A 17,873-nucleotide genomic window follows, 5' to 3' on the forward strand; every position below is an offset into this window, starting at 1 on the left:
CCAGTTGCAACCGTTCGCTATCCGCCGAAGACGATCTGCGGATAGCGACATCGAGAGACCACCATCTGGAAACGGCACCGCCCTAAGCCTTGAGATCTGTTGCCGCGAAATCCGGATCTTCTCTTGGCCGAAGGATTTTTTCAACGAGCCGGGCCGACATATGACGGCTCAGTAGTCTCTGCAAGTTCGCCAGCAGTCGATTTCGCGCCCCCACAACCCGATAGCTCAGATTGCGATCGAGCGCCCACAACGCATCCCGCACCACGTTCGCGACCGGCATCGGCACGCCGACAGCAGCCTCCTTCGCGCCGACAACGTCGAAAAAGGCCGTTTGCGTCGCGCCAGGACATAGCGCGACGACCCGGATGCCCCGATGCCGGTTCTCAGCCCAAACAGCTTCCGAAAATGACAGGAGAAAGGCCTTCGTCGCGCCGTAGACGGCCATATACGGATCGGGCTGGAATGCCGCGGTTGACGCGACGTTGATGACTGCGCCACCGGATCGCGCTTGCATCCCCGGCAGCAGAAGATGAGTCAGCTCGAGCGCGGCGATGCAGTTCACCAGAACTTCATCGCGCTGGCGCGTCAACGGAATCGTTTCAAAGCGCCCGTATGCTGCGAAGCCCGCGTTGTTGATCAGCACATCGACGATCGTGCCGGTCTCCTTCAGATGACGATCGATCGTGTCGACGGCGTCGGCCGCGCTCAGGTCGACCGTCAGAAAATCGGCGTCGCACGCATAGTCGCGCCGCAGTTCTGCGGCCAGATCGCGCAGCTTGTCGTGAGAGCGTGCGACCAGCAGGAGTCTCGCACCGCGTTCGGCCAACGCATAGGCAAACGCGCGCCCGATACCCGACGATGCACCGGTGACGAGTGCTGTTTTTCCGCCAAAATCGAAAGATTTACTCATAGCTTGCTGATGGAGTGGAACGGGAGTTTGCACTCTAAACCGTTGACTATAGGCAACGGTCAAGCGTAAATGACGCTCCACGACATTGATTGGAGGCAGCATGCGCATCGGCGAGCTATGCAAGCGGGCGGGTGTATCGCGCGACACCGTCCGTTACTACGAGCGCATGGGTCTGCTGGACAAAGCAACACAACCTAACGCGACGAACACTTACAAGCGCTATTCAGAACTTTCGTTACAGCGGATAAGGCTGATCGTCCACGCGAAGGCGTTGGGCTTCACGCTGGCGGAAATTCGCGACGTTGTCCATGTATGGGAAAGTCCGACGTTCGGCGTTGACCAAAAGGTCGCGTGCCTGCAAGCAAAACTCGCCGAACTCGACGCAAAGAGTCTCGCGTTGATCACGCTGCGAACAGGGTTGCTGAATGCGTTGGCCAAAGTTGGCGGCGATTGTGTCGAAGAAGAAATAGCGTGATGAGTCGCGTCCGTGCAAGTGTCATGCGGCATCGACCGGTTGAATCCACAGTCGGAAAGCGCCATCCACGGAAATCCGCGAAGAGCATTCTCGCTTGACCCACCGCGGGCAATCAGCACACGGCCATCGATCCGGCGAAGTCACGCGCAGCGCATGCAAAAAGCCGGCGGACACCCTGCCCACCGGCCTTTTGCATCACGTGCCCGTACGCGCCGCCCTACTTCAACGCCCCCGCCACCTTCTTCTGCCGCCACAGACACAGCAGATCGCACGCAACATGCGCGGCCGCGATCGCCGTAATGTCCGCATGATCGTAAGCAGGCGCGACCTCGACAACATCCGCCCCAACCAGATTCACCGCCCCGAGCCCACGCACGATCGCCAGCGCCTGCGCGGACGACAACCCGCCCGCGACCGGCGTGCCCGTGCCGGGCGCAAACGCCGGATCGAGGCAGTCGATGTCGAACGTCAGGTACGCGGGCCGCGCGCCGACGATGTCGACGATCCGCTCGACCGCCGCGCGCGAACCGTGATCGTGCACCCACGCGGCATCGAGCCGCTCGATCCCGAGAAAATCGTCGTTCCACGTGCGGATGCCGACCTGCACCGACGTCGCGGGATCGATCAGCCCTTCCTTCACGGCCTTGTAGAACATCGTGCCGTGATTGAGGCTGTCCGGATCGTCGTCGGCCCACGTATCGCAGTGCGCGTCGAAATGGATCAGCGACAGCGGCTTGCCGTAGCGCTCCGCGTGCGCGACCAGCAGCGGATACGTGATGTAGTGGTCGCCGCCGAGCGTCAGCATCTTCGCGCCCGAGCGCAGGATCGTGCGCGCATGCTCGACGATCGCGGGCTTGATCGACAGCGGGTTGTGCGCATCGAACCAGCAGTCGCCGTAGTCGACGGCCGCGAGATCCTCGAACGGATCGAAGCCCCACGGATACGGATTGAGCTCCGCGAGCTGCACGCTCGCCGCACGGATCGCGGCCGGCCCGAGCCGCGCGCCCGAGCGATAGGTGGTCGCGAGGTCGAGCGGCACGCCGGAAATCGCGACATCGACGCCGTCGAGCGCGCGCGAATAGTTGCGACGCATGAACGACAGCACGCCCGCATAGGTGTTTTCGATCGAGGAGCCGTACGGCGTCGTGCGACGGATCGCGCCGTCGCCGTGGAGAAGTTCGGTCATGGTCGGACCTGTTTTCGTGGGAGCCGGCTCGGCCCCGCTTTGCATGGGTGCGCGGGCCGGGCACGGCATGGATTCATCGGGCACGCACCGGCTTGCGCGTCCAGTCGCGCCGCCGGGCGGAATAACGACAACGGCAATGTCGCGGCGATCATAGCAAGCCGAATTGGAGCCGTTGCCCCGGTTCAGCAGGGGCAACGCGTTGAAAAAATCCGGCGGCAACGCCCGCGCATCGTCACCCGGCAGCACCGGATCGCGGCGGCGGCAGGCACACACCTGCACGTGCCATCCCGACCGCGTCCTAGAAGGATTCGCCGGTTTTCGCCCGCCCTTTCTTCCGGATAATGGCCGCAGCCGCGCCGACGACGACGTGCCGTCCACCGCAGACAACAACAAACCGGAGACACCCGCCTTGATCGCCACGCTTCCCGCCACCTATCGCCGGCTCTGGCCGCTCGCCGTCGCCGCCGCGCTGCTGTACGGACTGTCGCTCGCCGCCGCGCCCTATCCGGGCCAGGCCGCCGCGAAAGCCGCGATGGGCATCCTGCTGCTCGCGGCGGGCAGCACCTGCGGCGCGCCGCGCGAACGCGCGTGGCTGTGCGCGGCGCTCGCGACGGCCGTGCTCGGCGACGTGCTGCTCGCGCTGCCCGACTGGCCGCTGTCGTTCGCCCTCGGCCTCGGCGCGTTCCTGCTCACGCACCTGTGCTATTGCGCGATCTTCCTGCGCTGGCGCGCGCGGCCGCACGGCTGGCGCATCGCCGCGCTGGTCGGGCTGTGGATCGCCGCGCCGGCCTTCTACCTCGCCTTCTTCCCGCACCTCGGCGAGCTGCTGGCGCCGGTCGCCGTCTACATGCTCGTGCTGTGTGCGATGGCGAGCTTCGCGCTCGCCGCCCGCACGCACGGCCCACTGGTGGCCGTCGGCAGCCTGGTCTTCGTCGGCTCCGATACGCTGATCGGCGTCGGCCGCTTCCTCGGCGGTTTTCCGGGCATCGACTACCTGATCTGGGGCCTCTACGCGCTCGCGCAGGTCACGATCGTGGCCGGGGTTTTCCATGAGACGGCCGCCCGATCGATCCGCCCCTGATTCCGTTTCAAACAGACCGCCGCACGCCGGCGGTCTCGTCTCCGCCCCGCTCCGCCCGCGTCGACGGGCTTTTCCGCGTATCCCGCATTGCGGAAAGTGTGCTGTTCCAAACCCCGCTCAGCCTTTTCCCGCCTGGTTTTCCGGCCCTTAGAGCGCCGCTTCTAGCCTCTTGCGGTTTCCGGGCTCACCCACTATCGTTACATCAACCAATGTAACATTAAAAAATGAGCCAAATCGGAGACACCCGGATGAATGCTCGCACGTTGCCTTTCGGTCCGCCCGGCCACGACGGCCTGGACGAAACCATCGACATCGCCATCATCGGCACCGGCTTCGCCGGTCTCGGGATGGCGATCCGCCTGCGGCAGACAGGCGTGACCGACTTCGTCGTCCTCGAGAAGGCCGCGTCGGTCGGCGGCACGTGGCGCGACAATCATTACCCCGGGTGTGCATGCGACGTGCAATCGCACGTCTATTCGTTCTCGTTCGCGCCGAACCCGCGCTGGACGCGCATGTTCGCGCCGCAGCCGGAAATCCGCGCGTATCTGGAAGACTGTGTGCAGCGCTTCGGGATCGGCCCGCACCTGCGCATGAACCACGAACTGCAGCGCGCCGAGTACGACGAGGCCGCGCAACGCTGGCGCCTCACGTTCGCGAACGGCAAGCGGCTGTCCGCGCGCGTGCTGGTGTCGGGGATGGGCGGCCTGTCGCGCGCCGCGCTGCCGGCGATTCCGGGCGTCGAGAATTTCCGGGGCCACGCGTTCCATTCGCAGCAGTGGGATCACGACTACGCGCTCGAAGGCAAGCGCGTCGCGGTGATCGGCACCGGCGCGAGCGCGATCCAGTTCGTGCCGCAGATCGCGCCGCGCGTGAAGGCGCTCGCGCTGTTCCAGCGCACGCCGCCGTGGATCATGCCGAAGCCCGACCGCAACCTGACCGGGTTCGAGAAATGGCTGTTCCGCACGTTGCCGTTCACGCAGAAGGCCGTGCGCAGCGGCATCTACTGGATGCTCGAATCGCGCGTGCTCGGCTTCGCGATCCATCCGTCGCTGATGAAGAACGTGCAGAAGCTCGCGCTGCGCCATATCCGCAAGCAGATTCCCGATCCGGAACTGCGCAAGACCGTCACGCCGAACTACACGCTCGGCTGCAAGCGCGTGCTGATCTCGAACGACTACTACCCGGCGCTGTCGCGCAAGAACGTCGACGTGATCACGACCGGCATCGACCATATCGAAGCCGACGCCGTCGTGACGACCGACGGCAAGCGACACGAAGTCGACTGCCTGATCTACGGCACCGGCTTCCAGGTCGCCGATCCGTATCCGCGCGGCGCGATCGTCGGCCGCGGCGGCCTCGACATCGTCGACGCATGGCGCGACGGCGCGCATGCGTATCTCGGCTCGACGCTGCCCGGCTACCCGAACTTCTTCATGATCGTCGGCCCGAACACGGGCCTCGGCCACAACTCGATGGTGTTCATGATCGAGTCGCAGATCGAATACATCCTCGGCGCGCTGCAGGCGATGCGCCGCGAGCGCGCGGATGCGATCGAGGTGCGCCCGCTCGTCGAGGCGCAGTTCAACAGCGACCTTCAAGGCAAGCTGAAGAAGGCGATCTGGTCGACGGGCGGCTGCAAGAGCTGGTACCTCGATCCGCGCACGGGCAAGAACACGACGCTGTGGCCGGGCTTCACGTGGCGCTTCCGCCAGGCAACCGCGCGCTTCTCGATCGCCGATTACCACGCGTATCGCGCACCGCACGACACGATCGCGCGGCCGATCGCCGCGCCCGCCGCTTCCGCATCCACTTCCGCCGAAGCGGCCTGAGCCAGACAAGGAGCCAACGACATGAGAGATTTCGCCAACAAGGTCGCCGCGATCACGGGTGCCGGCTCGGGCATGGGCCGCTCGCTCGCGATCCAGCTCGCGCAGGCCGGCTGCCATGTGTCGCTCGCCGACAAGAACGGCGTCGGTCTCGCCGAAACCGAACGGATCGTCCGTGCGATTGCGCCGAACGTGCGTGTATCGACGCGGGTGCTCGACGTCGGCGAGCGCGACGCGATGTTCGCGTGGGCCGACGACACCGCGAGGGAACACGGCAAGGTCAACCTGATCTTCAACAACGCGGGCGTCGCGCTGTCGAGCACGATCGAAGGGATGGACTACGGCGATCTCGAGTGGATCGTGAACATCAACTTCTGGGGCGTCGTGCACGGCACGAAGGCGTTCCTGCCGCATCTGAAGGCATCGGGCGACGGCCACGTGATCAACACGTCGAGTCTCTTCGGGATCTTCGCGCAACCGGGCATGAGCGGCTACAACGCGACCAAGTTCGCGGTGCGCGGCTTCACCGAATCGCTGCGCCAGGAGCTCGACATGATGAAGTGCGGCGTGTCGGCGACCTGCGTGCACCCGGGCGGCATCCGCACGAACATCGCGCAGGCCAGCCGCGTGTCGAAGAACATGGTCGGCTTCATGGTCGCGAGCGAGCAACAAGGCAGGGACACGTTCGAGAAGTTCTTCATCACGACCGCCGACGACGCCGCGCGCACGATCCTCGCCGGCGTGCGCCGCAACAAGCGCCGCGTGCTGATCGGCCGCGATGCGAAGGCCGGGGACTGGATGGCGCGCATCCTGCCGTCCGCATACCAGGCGCTCGTCGTGCTGGCAACGCGCCGCGAGGCCGCGAGGGCCCGACGCGACGCCGCCCGCGGCACGCCGGCGCCCGCACCGCTGCACGCCACCTACAACAACGCAGGTAATCAGGGAGGAGAACAGTCATGACGACCCCGAACATGATGCCCGTGCGGCGCGACATCCGTTTCGCGCTGCCGCCCGAACGCGCGCGCGACTGGCACGTGCAGGGCGTGCCGGTCACGCACTTCATGAACGCACTGTCGCTGCTGTTCCCGGCCGGCGAACGCTTCTTCATGGATTCGGTGCGCAACTACCGCGACCGGATCGAGGATCCCGAGCTGAAGAAGCAGGTGCTCGGCTTCATCGGCCAGGAAGCGATGCACACGCGCGAGCACATCGAATACAACGACCTGCTGCAGGCATCGGGTCTGCCCGCGCACAAGCTCGACAAGCGCCTGTGGACGATCCTCGGCTGGTTCAAGAAGGTGCTGCCGCATTCGATGCAGCTCGCGATCACGATCGCGCTCGAGCACTACACGGCGATCCTCGCGAACCAGCTGCTGTCGGGCCACGAGCACCGCATCGACGGATCGGTCGAAGGCTATCAGCAGATGTGGATGTGGCATGCGATGGAGGAAACCGAGCACAAGGCGGTGTCGTACGACGTATGGAACACCGTGATGAAGCCGGGCCTCGGCAGCTACCTGCTGCGCACGGGCACGATGCTGACGACGACGGTGTTCTTCTGGGCGATCGTGTTCGACTTCCACGTGCGCCTGATGCGCGCGCACCGTCGCGAGCACGGCAGGTTCGGCGGCATGTGGCGCCTCGTGAAGTACCTGTACGGCCCGAAGCACGGCGTGTTCCCGAACATCGCGCGCGAATGGCTCGATTACTTCCGCCCGGGCTTCCACCCGTGGGACCACGACAACCACCAGTACCTGCAAGGGCTCGACACGCTGCTCGCGAACATCGACGCGACCAACGCGCGCTACGCGGCGCAGGCCGCCCCGCGCCGCGTGCCGCTGCACCCGGTTGCGCAGGCATGACGCGATGGCGCGCGCGCACGAGATGCTGACCGTCCAGTCCGGCGATGTGAAACTCGCCGTCTACGTAAGCGGATCGCGCCGCGCGCCGCCGCTGATCCTCGTGCACGGCTACCCCGATTCGGCGGCCGTATGGGCGCCGATCCGCGCACGGCTCGCGAAGCGCTACCGCGTGATCGCGTACGACGTGCGCGGCGCCGGCGCGTCCGATGCGCCGCGCCGCCGTGCCGACTACACGCTCGCGCGGCTCGCCGACGACCTGAAGGCGGTGGCCGACGCGACCTGCGGCGGCCGGCCGTTCCACCTCGTCGGCCACGACTGGGGCTCGATCCAATGCTGGGAGGCTGTGACCGACCCCGTGTTCCGCGGCCGGATCGCGTCGTACACGTCGATCTCGGGCCCGTGCCTCGATCACGTGTTCCGCGCGAAGCTGCGGCTCGAGCAGAGCCTGAAGTCGTGGTACATCGCATTCTTCCATCTGCCGCTCGTGCCGTCGCTGGTATGGCGGCTCGGCGGCGCGGCGCTGTGGCCTCGCTGGTTGCAGCTCACCGAACGCGTGCGCGCCGAGCGCGACCCCGTGCAACTGAAGAATGCGCTGAACGGCCTGCAACTTTACCGCGCGAACTTCCTCGCGCGGGCACGCAAGCCGCGCGAACGGTACGCGCAGGCGCCCGTGCAGATCCTCGTGCCGGTACGCGACCGCTACGTGACGCCCGAGATGTCGGTCGACCTCGACCGCTGGCTCGGCGACCACGTGCGCGAGGAAATCGACGGCACGCACTGGATCGTGCTGCGCCACCCGGACATGATCGCGTCGCGGATCGACCGCTTCGCGTCCGCGCACGAGCGGCCGGCGGTCACGAACGCCGCGGTTCAGCGCACCGCCGGCGTCGGCAGGCGCCTGAACAGCGTCTCGTAGTCGACGACGAGCCCGTCGTCGTCGACGTCCATCTCGGCCGTGAAATTCCGGAAGATGCCTTCGTAGCGGTAGCGCCGGCCCGGCTCGATGCACGCGTAGGCCTGCTTGACCGGCGTGACCTTCAGGTCCGGCGTCGAGATATACGCGACGTCGATCGGCCGCCGCTCGCCGCGCGCGAGCCCGAGGCGGCCGATCGGCAGCGAATTCGTGAACGGCGTCGCCGCGATGTCGATGTCGACGCAGCCGTCGAGCTCCGGCAGCGCGCGGCCCGCTCCGTCGTGCCAGTGGCCTGCGCCGTCGCCGCGCAGTTCGAGCGTGCCGCCGCCCATCACCTTGAGCACCGCATACGTCACGCGCCAGTGCGAATCGCACTCGACGCGATACGCGAGCCCGTATGCGCGGCCGTACCGCTGGCCGACCACCGCGCTTTCGACGACGATCCCGCCGCCGCTCCGGTCGAACGTCAGATGTTCGACCCCGTCGCCTTCGAGCGACGCCCAACGCACTTCGCGCATCTTTCCGCCTCCCGGTTTACTCAATGCGAAGGATCGTCGCATACATTCCGACCATCCGGAATTTCACTGTCGACAAATCCAACGAGCGTCATTCGTTGTCGAAGTTCATGTCCCTGCCTTCAAACGAGGACCGGATAGCTTCCACGACTCGCGACGCCCTGCGCTCATTCTCCAGCTGCGGATACTGCTGCTTCAGCTTGCCGGAGATTTGCCAGCCGTTTTCCTTGACAGAGCGAATGATACGGTCAGCATCCGGGCCCGGCATCTCCACGACCTCCTTGAGCCGCTCCTGGGCAAGCTGAAAGATCAGCAGCGTCCTGGCTTCATCGGCCATCTCCGTGCGAATCGTGTGCTCGACAACTCGCGCGGTATACAGAACGTGGGCCGTCAGATCCGGATAACGCCAAGCGAAGCGCGCATCTTCGTAGTTGTCGAATACGAAGTTGCTCAGCGTCCCGTCCTCATAGGTCACCAGTTCTCCGAACCGATAGGACGTTGCATAACGGCGCATGAAGCAGCGAGAAAACACCTCGAGCGTGCGATCGTAACCGGCACGGAACTCCGTCGAACTCGTGATGGTTGCCGAGATCGGCAATATCACGCCATCCGGCACCGCCTTGTCCCGCACCAGAGAATCGTTGATCAGAAAGCGATGAATCCGGCCGTTGCCGTCTCGCATAGGGTGGATATATACGAAGCCGAATGCCAACGCAGCGGCACGTGCCAGCGGCTCTGCGCCTCGAGTCGCGGCCTCGAATTCACCGAGGCCCTCCAGCATCGCCGCCACGTCCTCGAACGCAGGAGCAATGTAATGCACGATATTCTCGCGCATCGTCGCCTGCCCGACAAAGACCGGCGAACGCCGCAACCCCAAACCGAACGCATCGTGGCCCAGAATGCCGGCTTGCAGAGTATGCAGGCTACGGTCGCTTAGTGGAGCGTCGATACGGCCGCAGTATTGCGCGATGACGTGTGCAAACCGCTGGATGCGGTCGGTCTGATCAGCCTCTTTCTCGATGAGAAAGCTCGCCCGCGACTCCTTGAACGTCAACCAGCTGGCTGTCCGCATCAGGATGTCGGCCCCGAAAACGCGATCCAACTCTCTCAATGCGGTGCCCAAGTCGAACTGCAGCGCTGCCTGCACCGCCGCGGTTCGCCGAACCAGCGGGCAGAACGCGGGCGTTCCCGGCAAGTTGTCGTGCACGCGCCAACGGCGAACGCGAAGCGACTCTGTGCGAGTAAGGTATTCAGTCGGAGAAACGGCGTTGACATAGCCGCCGTTGGTCACGTCAGGCACATTCAGGCGCCTGCCTGTTAGCCACTCGTACAGGAAACCCGCGCGTCGGGCATATTGGCCAAAGGGAGCATTTCGGCACCACATTTCGATCTGCTCCGGTCCCACGGCTGCAAACAGGCGTGCGAAAAACTCCAAGTGAAGCTCTTCGTACTTGAGTCCGAATTCAAAATGGCCGGCGAAGTCGTCGGTGGGTCGATAGCTGGGCGGATACCGGTTTTCTACCTGCTCATCAGTTTCCCGGCTCGCACGTCCGGTGCCGATGACCGAATCGACACGCAGAGGTTGTGCGGGCGTAATACCGTAGCGAGCAGCCAGAGCCTTGAAGCCGACTTGCATGGAAAAATCTCCTACCGAGGCCGCGAAAATACTACCAATTTCCGGATCCTACCCGAAAACGCTAACGCGTTAGCATGGAGACGGAAAATCTAACGACGACCAAAATTTGCTACCAAAATAGAGAAGCTCCAAAAAAACGCTAATGCGCCTGACAAACGCATCCTGGACAACGCTTTCCGCCCCAATTCCGGGCACCGCCCACAAATCCTGACTATCCAGGATTCCCTATTCCGGTGCATGAAATTGTGTCCTATGCTCGCGGCTCGTCCTGTCCCGCCGCCACCATGCCTACCGCCCGCTCCGCCTCGCCGTCGATCGACCTGCGCATCCTGCTGCGCGGCATCGGGCAGATCGTGCTGCAGGCGAATGCGTTCACCGGCGCGCTGCTGCTCGCCGCGCTGGCGTTGACCGACGTGCGGCTCGCGTGCGCGGCGCTGGTCGGCTCGGCCGCCGCGAGCATGACCGCCGTGCTGTCCGGCGCCGAGCGCCGCGCTGTCGAACTGGGGCTGCACGGCTTCAATGGCGCGCTCGCCGCGCTGATCGCCGTGCTGCTCGCGCGCCATCCGCTTGCTGCGCTCGCGCTGGTGCCGCTGGTCGCCATCGGCGCGGCGCTCGTGCAGCGCGCGATGCGCGCGCCGCTCGCCCGCTGGCGCCAGTGCCCGTATTCGAGCCCGTGCCTCGCCGTTACCGCGCTGTGGCTGCCGTTTGTTGCACTGCCGCATGCGAGCGGCGCAACGGCTGGCGCGACACTGACGCTTTCTTCCATCGCCGACGCGCTGCTCTCGGGCGTCGCGCAGACCACCTTCGCGCAAGGCGCGTGGGCCGGCGCACTGATCGTCGCCGGCGTCGCCGCCGCGTCGCGTCGCGCGGCCGCGTTCGCGCTGGGCGGCGCCATCGTGTCAACCGTGCTGCTGCTCGCGCTCGGCGCGAACGGCACGTCGTTCGCCGACGGCCTGCTCGGCTTCAACGGCGCGCTCGCCGCGCTCGCGTTGGCGCCGCGCGGCCCGCGCGCCGCATTCGCGGCCGCCGCGCTCGCCGCACTGATCCAGTGGCTCGCGACATGCGCGGGCATCCCCGCGTTCACGGCCCCATTCGTGCTCGCGTCGTGGGTCACGGTGGCTGTCGCGCGCCGCTTCACCCTCGGAGAACCCGATGTCGTCATTCGCACACCGTCCTGATGCCGCGAAACCCGGCGGCCCGATCTCGGACGCAGAACGCCGGCTGCGCGTCGATCTCGCCGCCGCGTATCGGCTCGTCGCGCTGAACGGCTGGGACGACCTGATCTACACGCATCTTTCCGCGACCGTGCCCGGCGAGCCCGGCCATTTCCTGATCAACCCGTTCGGCCTCGCGTTCGACGAGGTCCGCGCATCGAACCTCGTGAAGATCGACCTGACCGGCAACCGGATCGGCGACAGCGAACACGCGGTCAACGTGACGGGCTTCGCGCTGCATGCGGCCGTGCATGCCGCGCGCGCCGACGCCGTGTGCGTGATGCATCTGCACAATACGGCCGGCATTGCCGTGTCGATCCAGCGCGACGGGCTGTTGCCCGCATCGCAGCACGCGCTGCGCTTTCATGGCGACCTCGCGTACCACGACTACGAGGCGCTCGCGTTCTCGCCGGCCGAAGGCGCGCGGCTGACCGCGAGCCTCGGCGCGAAATCCGCGATGCTGCTGCGCAATCACGGCACGCTGACGGTCGGCCGCACCGTTGCCGAAGCCTATGTGCTGATGGATACGCTGATCAAGGCGTGCGACATCCAGGTGCGCGCGCAGGCGGGCGGCGGGCCGCTCGTGCTGCCCGCCCCGGCCGTCGCCGACCGCACCGCCGAACAACTGCGCGGCGGCGGCGCGATCGAAGGCGAACTGGAATGGCCGGCGCTGCTGCGCCGGCTCGACCGGATCGATCCGTCGTATCGCGACTGACGCCGCAACCATCGCCGCGACCCGCGGCCGAATCGTTCAAACCCAACCGGAGCACCTGTCATGCCGACTTTCAATATCCAGCTGTTCGAAGGCCGCACCGTCGACCAGAAGCGCGAATTCGTCGAAGCGATCACGCGCGTCACGTGCGAGACGCTCGGCTGCGCGCCGGGCTCGGTCGACATCATCCTGACCGACGTGAAGAAAGAGAACTGGGCGACGGCCGGGAAGCTGTGGAGCGACGAGGGCTGACAGGCGTATCTCAGTCCCTACGGAACCCGCCGGGCAAAATGAGCTCGAACCAAGCCGGAGCCTGAACGGCCGCGCCGCGACGTCGCAGCGCTCGAAGGAGATCGCATGATCGAGAACACACGAATCGCCTCGGCGTTGAACGAGATGGTCCTGTCCATGGGTGCGGAACTGGATCGATCGCTTCAGCAAGTCAAGGAAACCTGCCCCGAACACGAGTTCGCGACCTATCGCGAATTCGTCTCATCCTTGCTCACCACGATGCTGGTCGACTTCATGAATCCACTCTATGCACGGCACCCCGATCTGAAGCCCGAGCGGCTCGACTAGCGCGCGTTCGCGCCGTCTCCCGGCTCCGCCGTTGTGCGCCCGCACATCGCTTTGTCACGCAATCGGCGCATAATGCCGGACAGACGCAGCAGCCAATGGCCACCCGGGAGACCACCATGGAAGCGAAGAACGAGGAAGTCGTCGCACACCTGCTCTCCGACGTCGTCGAATTCGCGCGCGAGCGCCTGCCCGAAGCCACGTTCCGGATCGTCGAACCTTTCCTGCGTCATTACTACGATTTCGTCGACGCCGACGATCTCCAGAACCGCAGCATCGCCGACCTGTACGGCGCCGCGATGGCGCACTGGCAGACCGCCCAGAAATACGTGCCCGGCAGCGAACGGCTGCGCGTATACAACCCGATCCTCGAACAGCACGGCTGGCATTCCGACCACACGGTCATCGAGATCGTCAACGACGACATGCCGTTCCTCGTCGACTCGGTGACGATGGCCGTCAACCGCCTCGGGCTCGCGCAGCATTCGGCGCTGCACCCCGTGTTCCGCATCTGGCGCGGCGCCAACGGCGGCATCGAGCGCGTCGACGCAGGCGGCGCGACGTCCGGCGACGGCCAGTCTCAACTCGCGTCGTTCATCCATTTCGAAGTCGATCGCTGCGGCGACGCCGCGCTGCTCGACACGCTGCGCGAGGACATCGCGCGCGTGCTCGGCGACGTGCGCGCATCGGTCGAGGACTGGCCGAAGATCGTCGACATCGTGCGCGCGACGATCAAGGACATGAAGGCGCGCGAATCGACCGCGGAAGACATCGAGGCGCGCGCGTTCCTCGAATGGATGGCCGCCGATCACTTCACGTTCCTCGGCCAGCGCGACTACGCGCTGGTGTCGGACGGCACCGGCTTCGGCCTGCGCGGCATCGAGGGCACGGGCCTCGGTATCCTGCGCGAATCGCTGCGCGCGTCGGGCGCGTCGGACGTGACGCCGCTGCCGAAGGCGGCCGCCGACATCATCACCGGCTCCTGGCCGATCTTCCTGACCAAGGCGAATTCGCGCGCAACCGTGCACCGGCCCGGCTATCTCGACTACGTGGGCGTGAAGCTCGTCGGCGCCGACGGCAAAATCACCGGCGAGCGTCGCTTCATCGGGCTCTACACGTCGACAGCGTATTTCGGTTCGTATGCCGAAATTCCGATCGTGCGCCGCAAGTGCGCGAACATCGTGCGGCGCGCGGGCTTCCTGCCGAAGGGGCATCTCGGCAAGACGCTCGTGACGGTGCTCGAAACCTATCCGCGCGACGAGCTGTTCCAGGCCGACGAAGACCAGCTCTACGACATCGCGCTCGGCATCCTGCGGCTGCAGGAACACCAGCGCACGCGCCTGTTCGTGCGCCGCGACCGGTTCGACCGCTTCGTGTCGTGTCTCGTGTTCGTGCCGCGCGACAAGTACAACACCGACCTGCGCCGGCGCATCGCGAAGCTGCTCGTCGACGCGTACAACGGCGTGAACGTCGAATTCACGCCGCTGCTGTCGGAATCGGCGATCGCGCGCATTCATTTCGTCGTGCATGCGGAGCCGGGCACGATGCCCGACGTCGACACGCGCGAGCTCGAGACGCGGCTCGTACAGGTGGCGCGCCGCTGGCAGGACGATCTCGCCGACGCACTGCTCGACGCGTTCGGCGAAGAGCAAGGCAACCGCCTGCTGCAACGCTATGCAGACTCGTTCCCGGCCGGCTATCGCGACGACTATCCGGCGCGCACGGCCGTGCGCGACATCGAGCTGATCGAGCGCGTGAAGGATTCGGGCCAGCTTGCGATGAACCTGTACCGGCCGATCGAGGCCGGGGCGCGCGCGTTCCGCTTCAAGGTCTATCGCACGGGCGACCCGATCGCGCTGTCGCGCAGCCTGCCGATGCTCGAGCATCTCGGCGTGCGCGTCGACGAGGAGCGGCCGTACCGGATCCAGACGCAGGACGCTGCGCACGCATGGGTGCACGACTTCGGGCTCGAACTCGCCGACGATACCGAGTTCGACATCGAGCGCGTGAAAGGCCTGTTCGAGGATGCGTTCGACCGGATCTGGAGCGGCCGGATCGAGAACGACGATTTCAACCGCCTCGTGCTGCGCGCGCACCTGAGCGCGCGCGAAGTGACGATCCTGCGCGCGTATGCGAAATACCTGCGGCAGGTCGGCTCGACGTTCAGCGACGCGTATATCGAACGCGCGCTGACCGGCAATCCGGCGATCGCGCGCCAGTTCGTCGAGCTGTTCCTGCTGCGCTTCGACCCGCGCACCGGCGACACGCGCGACGTGCAGGCCGAACGGCTGCTGAAGGCGATCGAAGCTGCGCTCGACCAGGTGCCTAACCTCGACGAGGACCGCATCCTGCGCCAGTTCCTCGGCGTGATCAACGCGACCGAGCGCACCAACTACTTCCTGCTCGACGCGAACGGCGAATCGAAACCCTACCTGTCGTTCAAGTTCAATCCGGCGAAAGTGCCGGGCCTGCCCGAACCGAAGCCGATGTTCGAGATCTGGGTGTATTCGCCGCGTGTCGAGGGCGTGCACCTGCGCGGCGGGCGCGTCGCGCGCGGCGGGCTGCGCTGGTCGGATCGCCGCGAGGATTTCCGCACCGAGGTGCTCGGGCTGATGAAGGCGCAGATGGTGAAGAACGTCGTGATCGTGCCGGTCGGCTCGAAAGGCGGCTTCGTCGTGAAGAACCCGCCGCCGCCGGGCGATCGCGAAGCGTGGATGCGCGAAGGCATCGCGTGCTACCAGACGTTCCTGCGCGGCCTGCTCGACCTGACCGACAACCTGGTCGGCAACGCGATCGTGCCGCCGCCCGACGTCGTGCGCCACGACCCGGACGATCCGTATCTGGTCGTCGCCGCCGACAAGGGCACGGCCACCTTCTCCGACTACGCGAACGCGATCTCGCACGAATACGGCTTCTGGCTCGACGACGCGTTCGCGTCCGGCGGCTCGGTTGGCTACGACCACAAGAAGATGGCGATCACCGCGCGCGGCGCGTGGGAATCGGTGAAGCGGCACTTCCGCGAGATGGGCATCGATACGCAGACGACCGACTTCACGGTAGTCGGCGTCGGCGACATGTCGGGCGACGTGTTCGGCAACGGAATGCTGCTGTCGCCGCATATCCGGCTCGTCGCCGCGTTCGATCACCGGCACGTGTTCCTCGACCCGAACCCCGATCCGGCGGTCAGCTTCGCGGAGCGCCAGCGGATGTTCGCGCTCGAACGGTCGAGCTGGGCCGACTACGACCCGGCCGCGATTTCGACGGGCGGCGGCGTCTACCCGCGCACCGCGAAGACGATCCCGCTGTCGCCGGCCGTGCAGGCCGCGCTCGGCATCGACGCGCACGCGCTGCCGCCGACCGAGCTGATCCGAGCGATCCTGCAGGCGCCGGTCGACCTGCTGTACAACGGCGGCATCGGCACCTACGTGAAGGCCGCGCGCGAAACCCACCTGCAGGTCGGCGACCGCGCGAACGACGCGGTGCGCGTGAACGGCGCGGACCTGCGCTGCAAGGTGGTCGGCGAAGGCGGCAACCTCGGCTGCACGCAGTTCGGCCGCATCGAGTTCGCGCAGCGCGGCGGCCGCATCAACACCGATGCGATCGACAACTCGGCCGGCGTCGATTGTTCGGACCACGAAGTCAACATCAAGATCCTGCTGGGGCTCGTCGTCTCCGACGGCGAGATGACCGGGAAGCAGCGCAACGCGCTGCTCGCGGAGATGACCGACGAAGTCGGGCTGCTCGTGCTGCGCGACAACTACTACCAGACGCAGGCGCTGTCGATCGCGGGCCGCTACGGCGTCGAGCAGCTCGACGCCGAGGCGCGCCTGATGCGCTGGCTCGAACGCGCGGGCCGCCTGAACCGCGTGATCGAATTCCTGCCGACCGACGACGAAGTCGCCGAACGGCAAGCCGCGAAGCTCGGCCTCACGTCGCCGGAGCGCGCGGTGCTGCTCGCGTACAGCAAGATGTGGCTCTACGACGCGCTGCTCGAATCCGACGTGCCCGAGGATCCGCTGGTCGCAGCGATGCTCGTCGACTACTTCCCCAAGCCGCTGCAGCAGCGCTTCAGCGAGCCGATGCGCCGCCATCCGCTGCGCCGCGAGATTCTCGCGACACACCTCACCAATGCGCTCGTCAATCGCGTCGGCTGCGCGTTCGTGCATCGGCTGATGGAGGAAACCGATGCGAAGCCCGGCGATATCGTGCGCGCGTGCATCATGGCGCGCGACGTGTTCGACCTCGATGCGGTATGGCGCGACATCGACGCGCTCGACAACCGCGTCGCCGACGACGTGCAGGCGCGCATGTTCGTCGACGTCGCGCGGCTGCTGGAGCGCGCGGCGCTGTGGTTCCTGCGTCATTTGCAGTCCGGCGCGGTGGCCGACGGCGGCGTTGCCGAGCTGATCGCGCGCTGCCGCGACGCGGCGCAGCGGCTCGCGCCGCAACTGCCGTCGCTGCTGCCGGCCGACGCGCTCGATGCGCTGTCCGAGCGGCAGCGCGTGCTCGTTGAAGCCGGCGTCGACAGCGCGCTCGCGGTGCGCGTCGCGAGCGGCGACATCTCGGCCGCGCTGCTCGACATCGCCGAAGTGGCCGCGACCTGCAACCGCAGCCTCGAACTCGTCGCGGGCGTCTATTTCTCGCTCGGCACGCTGCTCAATTACGGATGGATCGGCGAACGCGCTGCGACGCTGCCGACGCCCACGCACTGGGACATGCTCGCACGCGCGGCCGCGCTCGCGGAAGTCGCGCGGCTGAAGCGCACGCTCGCGACGAGCGCGCTCGCGGAATCGCCGGATTCGACCACACCAGAGACGATCGTCGGCGCGTGGCGCGAGCGCCGTGACGCCGCGCTCGCGCGCTACGAGCACCTGCTCGCGGACCTGCGCGCGTCGGGCGGCGCCAGCCTCGCGGTACTGCTCGTGATCGTGCGGGAGATGGCCGTGCTCGAACGCGCGTGACGGTTC

15 protein-coding genes are annotated in these 17,873 nt (G+C 66.3%); 11 read left to right on the top strand and 4 right to left on the bottom strand.

Annotated features, from left to right (window positions below):
• Nucleotides 1–82: 82 nt before the first annotated feature.
• The gene (locus ACNQQL_RS25605; RefSeq protein WP_072443290.1) at nt 83–910 is read right to left on the bottom strand and encodes an SDR family NAD(P)-dependent oxidoreductase; all 828 of its coding nucleotides are present in this window, start codon (nt 908–910) and stop codon (nt 83–85) included.
• Nucleotides 911–1,010: 100 nt separating this feature from the next.
• On the opposite strand from ACNQQL_RS25605, the gene ACNQQL_RS25610 reads away from it, so the two are divergent.
• The gene (locus tag ACNQQL_RS25610) at nt 1,011–1,385 is read left to right on the top strand and encodes a heavy metal-responsive transcriptional regulator (protein ID WP_072443292.1); all 375 of its coding nucleotides are present in this window, start codon (nt 1,011–1,013) and stop codon (nt 1,383–1,385) included.
• Between the two features lie 217 nt (nt 1,386–1,602).
• On the opposite strand, the gene speB is transcribed toward ACNQQL_RS25610, so the two are convergent.
• The gene (gene speB, locus ACNQQL_RS25615) at nt 1,603–2,571 is read right to left on the bottom strand and encodes an agmatinase (protein ID WP_347066586.1); all 969 of its coding nucleotides are present in this window, start codon (nt 2,569–2,571) and stop codon (nt 1,603–1,605) included.
• A gap of 409 nt (nt 2,572–2,980) precedes the next feature.
• On the opposite strand from speB, the gene ACNQQL_RS25620 reads away from it, so the two are divergent.
• From ACNQQL_RS25620 to ACNQQL_RS25640, 5 genes are all read left to right on the top strand, one after another.
• The gene (locus ACNQQL_RS25620) at nt 2,981–3,652 is read left to right on the top strand and encodes a lysoplasmalogenase (RefSeq protein ID WP_347066588.1); all 672 of its coding nucleotides are present in this window, start codon (nt 2,981–2,983) and stop codon (nt 3,650–3,652) included.
• 248 nt (nt 3,653–3,900) lie between these two features.
• Nucleotides 3,901–5,481, top strand: a complete 1,581-nt coding sequence (locus ACNQQL_RS25625; protein WP_347066590.1) for an NAD(P)/FAD-dependent oxidoreductase — start codon at nt 3,901–3,903, stop codon at nt 5,479–5,481.
• Between the two features lie 21 nt (nt 5,482–5,502).
• The gene (locus ACNQQL_RS25630; RefSeq protein WP_347066592.1) at nt 5,503–6,438 is read left to right on the top strand and encodes an SDR family oxidoreductase; all 936 of its coding nucleotides are present in this window, start codon (nt 5,503–5,505) and stop codon (nt 6,436–6,438) included.
• On the top strand, nt 6,435–7,340 hold the full coding sequence (locus ACNQQL_RS25635) for a metal-dependent hydrolase (protein ID WP_347066594.1): 906 nt from the start codon (nt 6,435–6,437) through the stop codon (nt 7,338–7,340). Before ACNQQL_RS25630 ends, ACNQQL_RS25635 begins: the two co-directional genes overlap by 4 nt.
• 4 nt (nt 7,341–7,344) lie before the next feature.
• The gene (locus ACNQQL_RS25640) at nt 7,345–8,256 is read left to right on the top strand and encodes an alpha/beta fold hydrolase (protein WP_347066596.1); all 912 of its coding nucleotides are present in this window, start codon (nt 7,345–7,347) and stop codon (nt 8,254–8,256) included.
• Here ACNQQL_RS25640 and ACNQQL_RS25645 read toward each other — a convergent pair.
• A complete protein-coding gene (locus tag ACNQQL_RS25645; RefSeq protein WP_347066598.1) occupies nt 8,211–8,771 on the bottom strand; it encodes a putative glycolipid-binding domain-containing protein in 561 nt (186 codons plus the stop codon). The genes ACNQQL_RS25640 and ACNQQL_RS25645 overlap by 46 nt on opposite strands.
• An 88-nt stretch (nt 8,772–8,859) precedes the next feature.
• A complete protein-coding gene (locus ACNQQL_RS25650; protein WP_347066600.1) occupies nt 8,860–10,404 on the bottom strand; it encodes a Fic family protein in 1,545 nt (514 codons plus the stop codon).
• A gap of 284 nt (nt 10,405–10,688) precedes the next feature.
• Here ACNQQL_RS25650 and ACNQQL_RS25655 point away from each other — a divergent pair, with 284 nt between their 5' ends.
• From ACNQQL_RS25655 to ACNQQL_RS25675, 5 genes are all read left to right on the top strand, one after another.
• Entirely contained in the window at nt 10,689–11,582 is an 894-nt protein-coding gene (locus tag ACNQQL_RS25655; RefSeq protein ID WP_347066602.1) for an urea transporter, read from the top strand.
• Complete coding sequence (locus ACNQQL_RS25660) at nt 11,557–12,333, top strand: class II aldolase/adducin family protein (protein ID WP_347066604.1); 777 nt, start codon at nt 11,557–11,559, stop codon at nt 12,331–12,333. Before ACNQQL_RS25655 ends, ACNQQL_RS25660 begins: the two co-directional genes overlap by 26 nt.
• Before the next feature lie 60 nt (nt 12,334–12,393).
• Entirely contained in the window at nt 12,394–12,582 is a 189-nt protein-coding gene (locus ACNQQL_RS25665) for a 4-oxalocrotonate tautomerase (protein WP_072443320.1), read from the top strand.
• 105 nt (nt 12,583–12,687) lie between these two features.
• The gene (locus ACNQQL_RS25670; RefSeq protein WP_347066606.1) at nt 12,688–12,909 is read left to right on the top strand and encodes a hypothetical protein; all 222 of its coding nucleotides are present in this window, start codon (nt 12,688–12,690) and stop codon (nt 12,907–12,909) included.
• A 116-nt stretch (nt 12,910–13,025) separates the two neighbouring features.
• Entirely contained in the window at nt 13,026–17,867 is a 4,842-nt protein-coding gene (locus ACNQQL_RS25675) for an NAD-glutamate dehydrogenase (RefSeq protein ID WP_347066608.1), read from the top strand.
• Nucleotides 17,868–17,873: the final 6 nt, after the last annotated feature.

The organism is Burkholderia sp. LFS061 (genome assembly GCF_047978125.1).
Classification (GTDB): Bacteria; Pseudomonadota; Gammaproteobacteria; order Burkholderiales; family Burkholderiaceae; genus Burkholderia; species Burkholderia pyrrocinia_C.

What these genes read in the sequence shown, in the direction of transcription:
- ACNQQL_RS25605 (WP_072443290.1), bottom strand. Translation starts at nt 910, where the DNA reads ATGAGTAAATCTTTCGATTTTGGCGGAAAAACAGCACTCGTCACCGGT.
- ACNQQL_RS25610 (WP_072443292.1), top strand. Translation starts at nt 1,011, where the DNA reads ATGCGCATCGGCGAGCTATGCAAGCGGGCGGGTGTATCGCGCGACACC.
- speB (WP_347066586.1), bottom strand. Translation starts at nt 2,571, where the DNA reads ATGACCGAACTTCTCCACGGCGACGGCGCGATCCGTCGCACGACGCCG.
- ACNQQL_RS25625 (WP_347066590.1), top strand. Translation starts at nt 3,901, where the DNA reads ATGAATGCTCGCACGTTGCCTTTCGGTCCGCCCGGCCACGACGGCCTG.
- ACNQQL_RS25630 (WP_347066592.1), top strand. Translation starts at nt 5,503, where the DNA reads ATGAGAGATTTCGCCAACAAGGTCGCCGCGATCACGGGTGCCGGCTCG.
- ACNQQL_RS25635 (WP_347066594.1), top strand. Translation starts at nt 6,435, where the DNA reads ATGACGACCCCGAACATGATGCCCGTGCGGCGCGACATCCGTTTCGCG.
- ACNQQL_RS25640 (WP_347066596.1), top strand. Translation starts at nt 7,345, where the DNA reads ATGGCGCGCGCGCACGAGATGCTGACCGTCCAGTCCGGCGATGTGAAA.
- ACNQQL_RS25645 (WP_347066598.1), bottom strand. Translation starts at nt 8,771, where the DNA reads ATGCGCGAAGTGCGTTGGGCGTCGCTCGAAGGCGACGGGGTCGAACAT.
- ACNQQL_RS25650 (WP_347066600.1), bottom strand. Translation starts at nt 10,404, where the DNA reads ATGCAAGTCGGCTTCAAGGCTCTGGCTGCTCGCTACGGTATTACGCCC.
- ACNQQL_RS25655 (WP_347066602.1), top strand. Translation starts at nt 10,689, where the DNA reads ATGCCTACCGCCCGCTCCGCCTCGCCGTCGATCGACCTGCGCATCCTG.
- ACNQQL_RS25660 (WP_347066604.1), top strand. Translation starts at nt 11,557, where the DNA reads ATGTCGTCATTCGCACACCGTCCTGATGCCGCGAAACCCGGCGGCCCG.
- ACNQQL_RS25665 (WP_072443320.1), top strand. Translation starts at nt 12,394, where the DNA reads ATGCCGACTTTCAATATCCAGCTGTTCGAAGGCCGCACCGTCGACCAG.
- ACNQQL_RS25670 (WP_347066606.1), top strand. Translation starts at nt 12,688, where the DNA reads ATGATCGAGAACACACGAATCGCCTCGGCGTTGAACGAGATGGTCCTG.
- ACNQQL_RS25675 (WP_347066608.1), top strand. Translation starts at nt 13,026, where the DNA reads ATGGAAGCGAAGAACGAGGAAGTCGTCGCACACCTGCTCTCCGACGTC.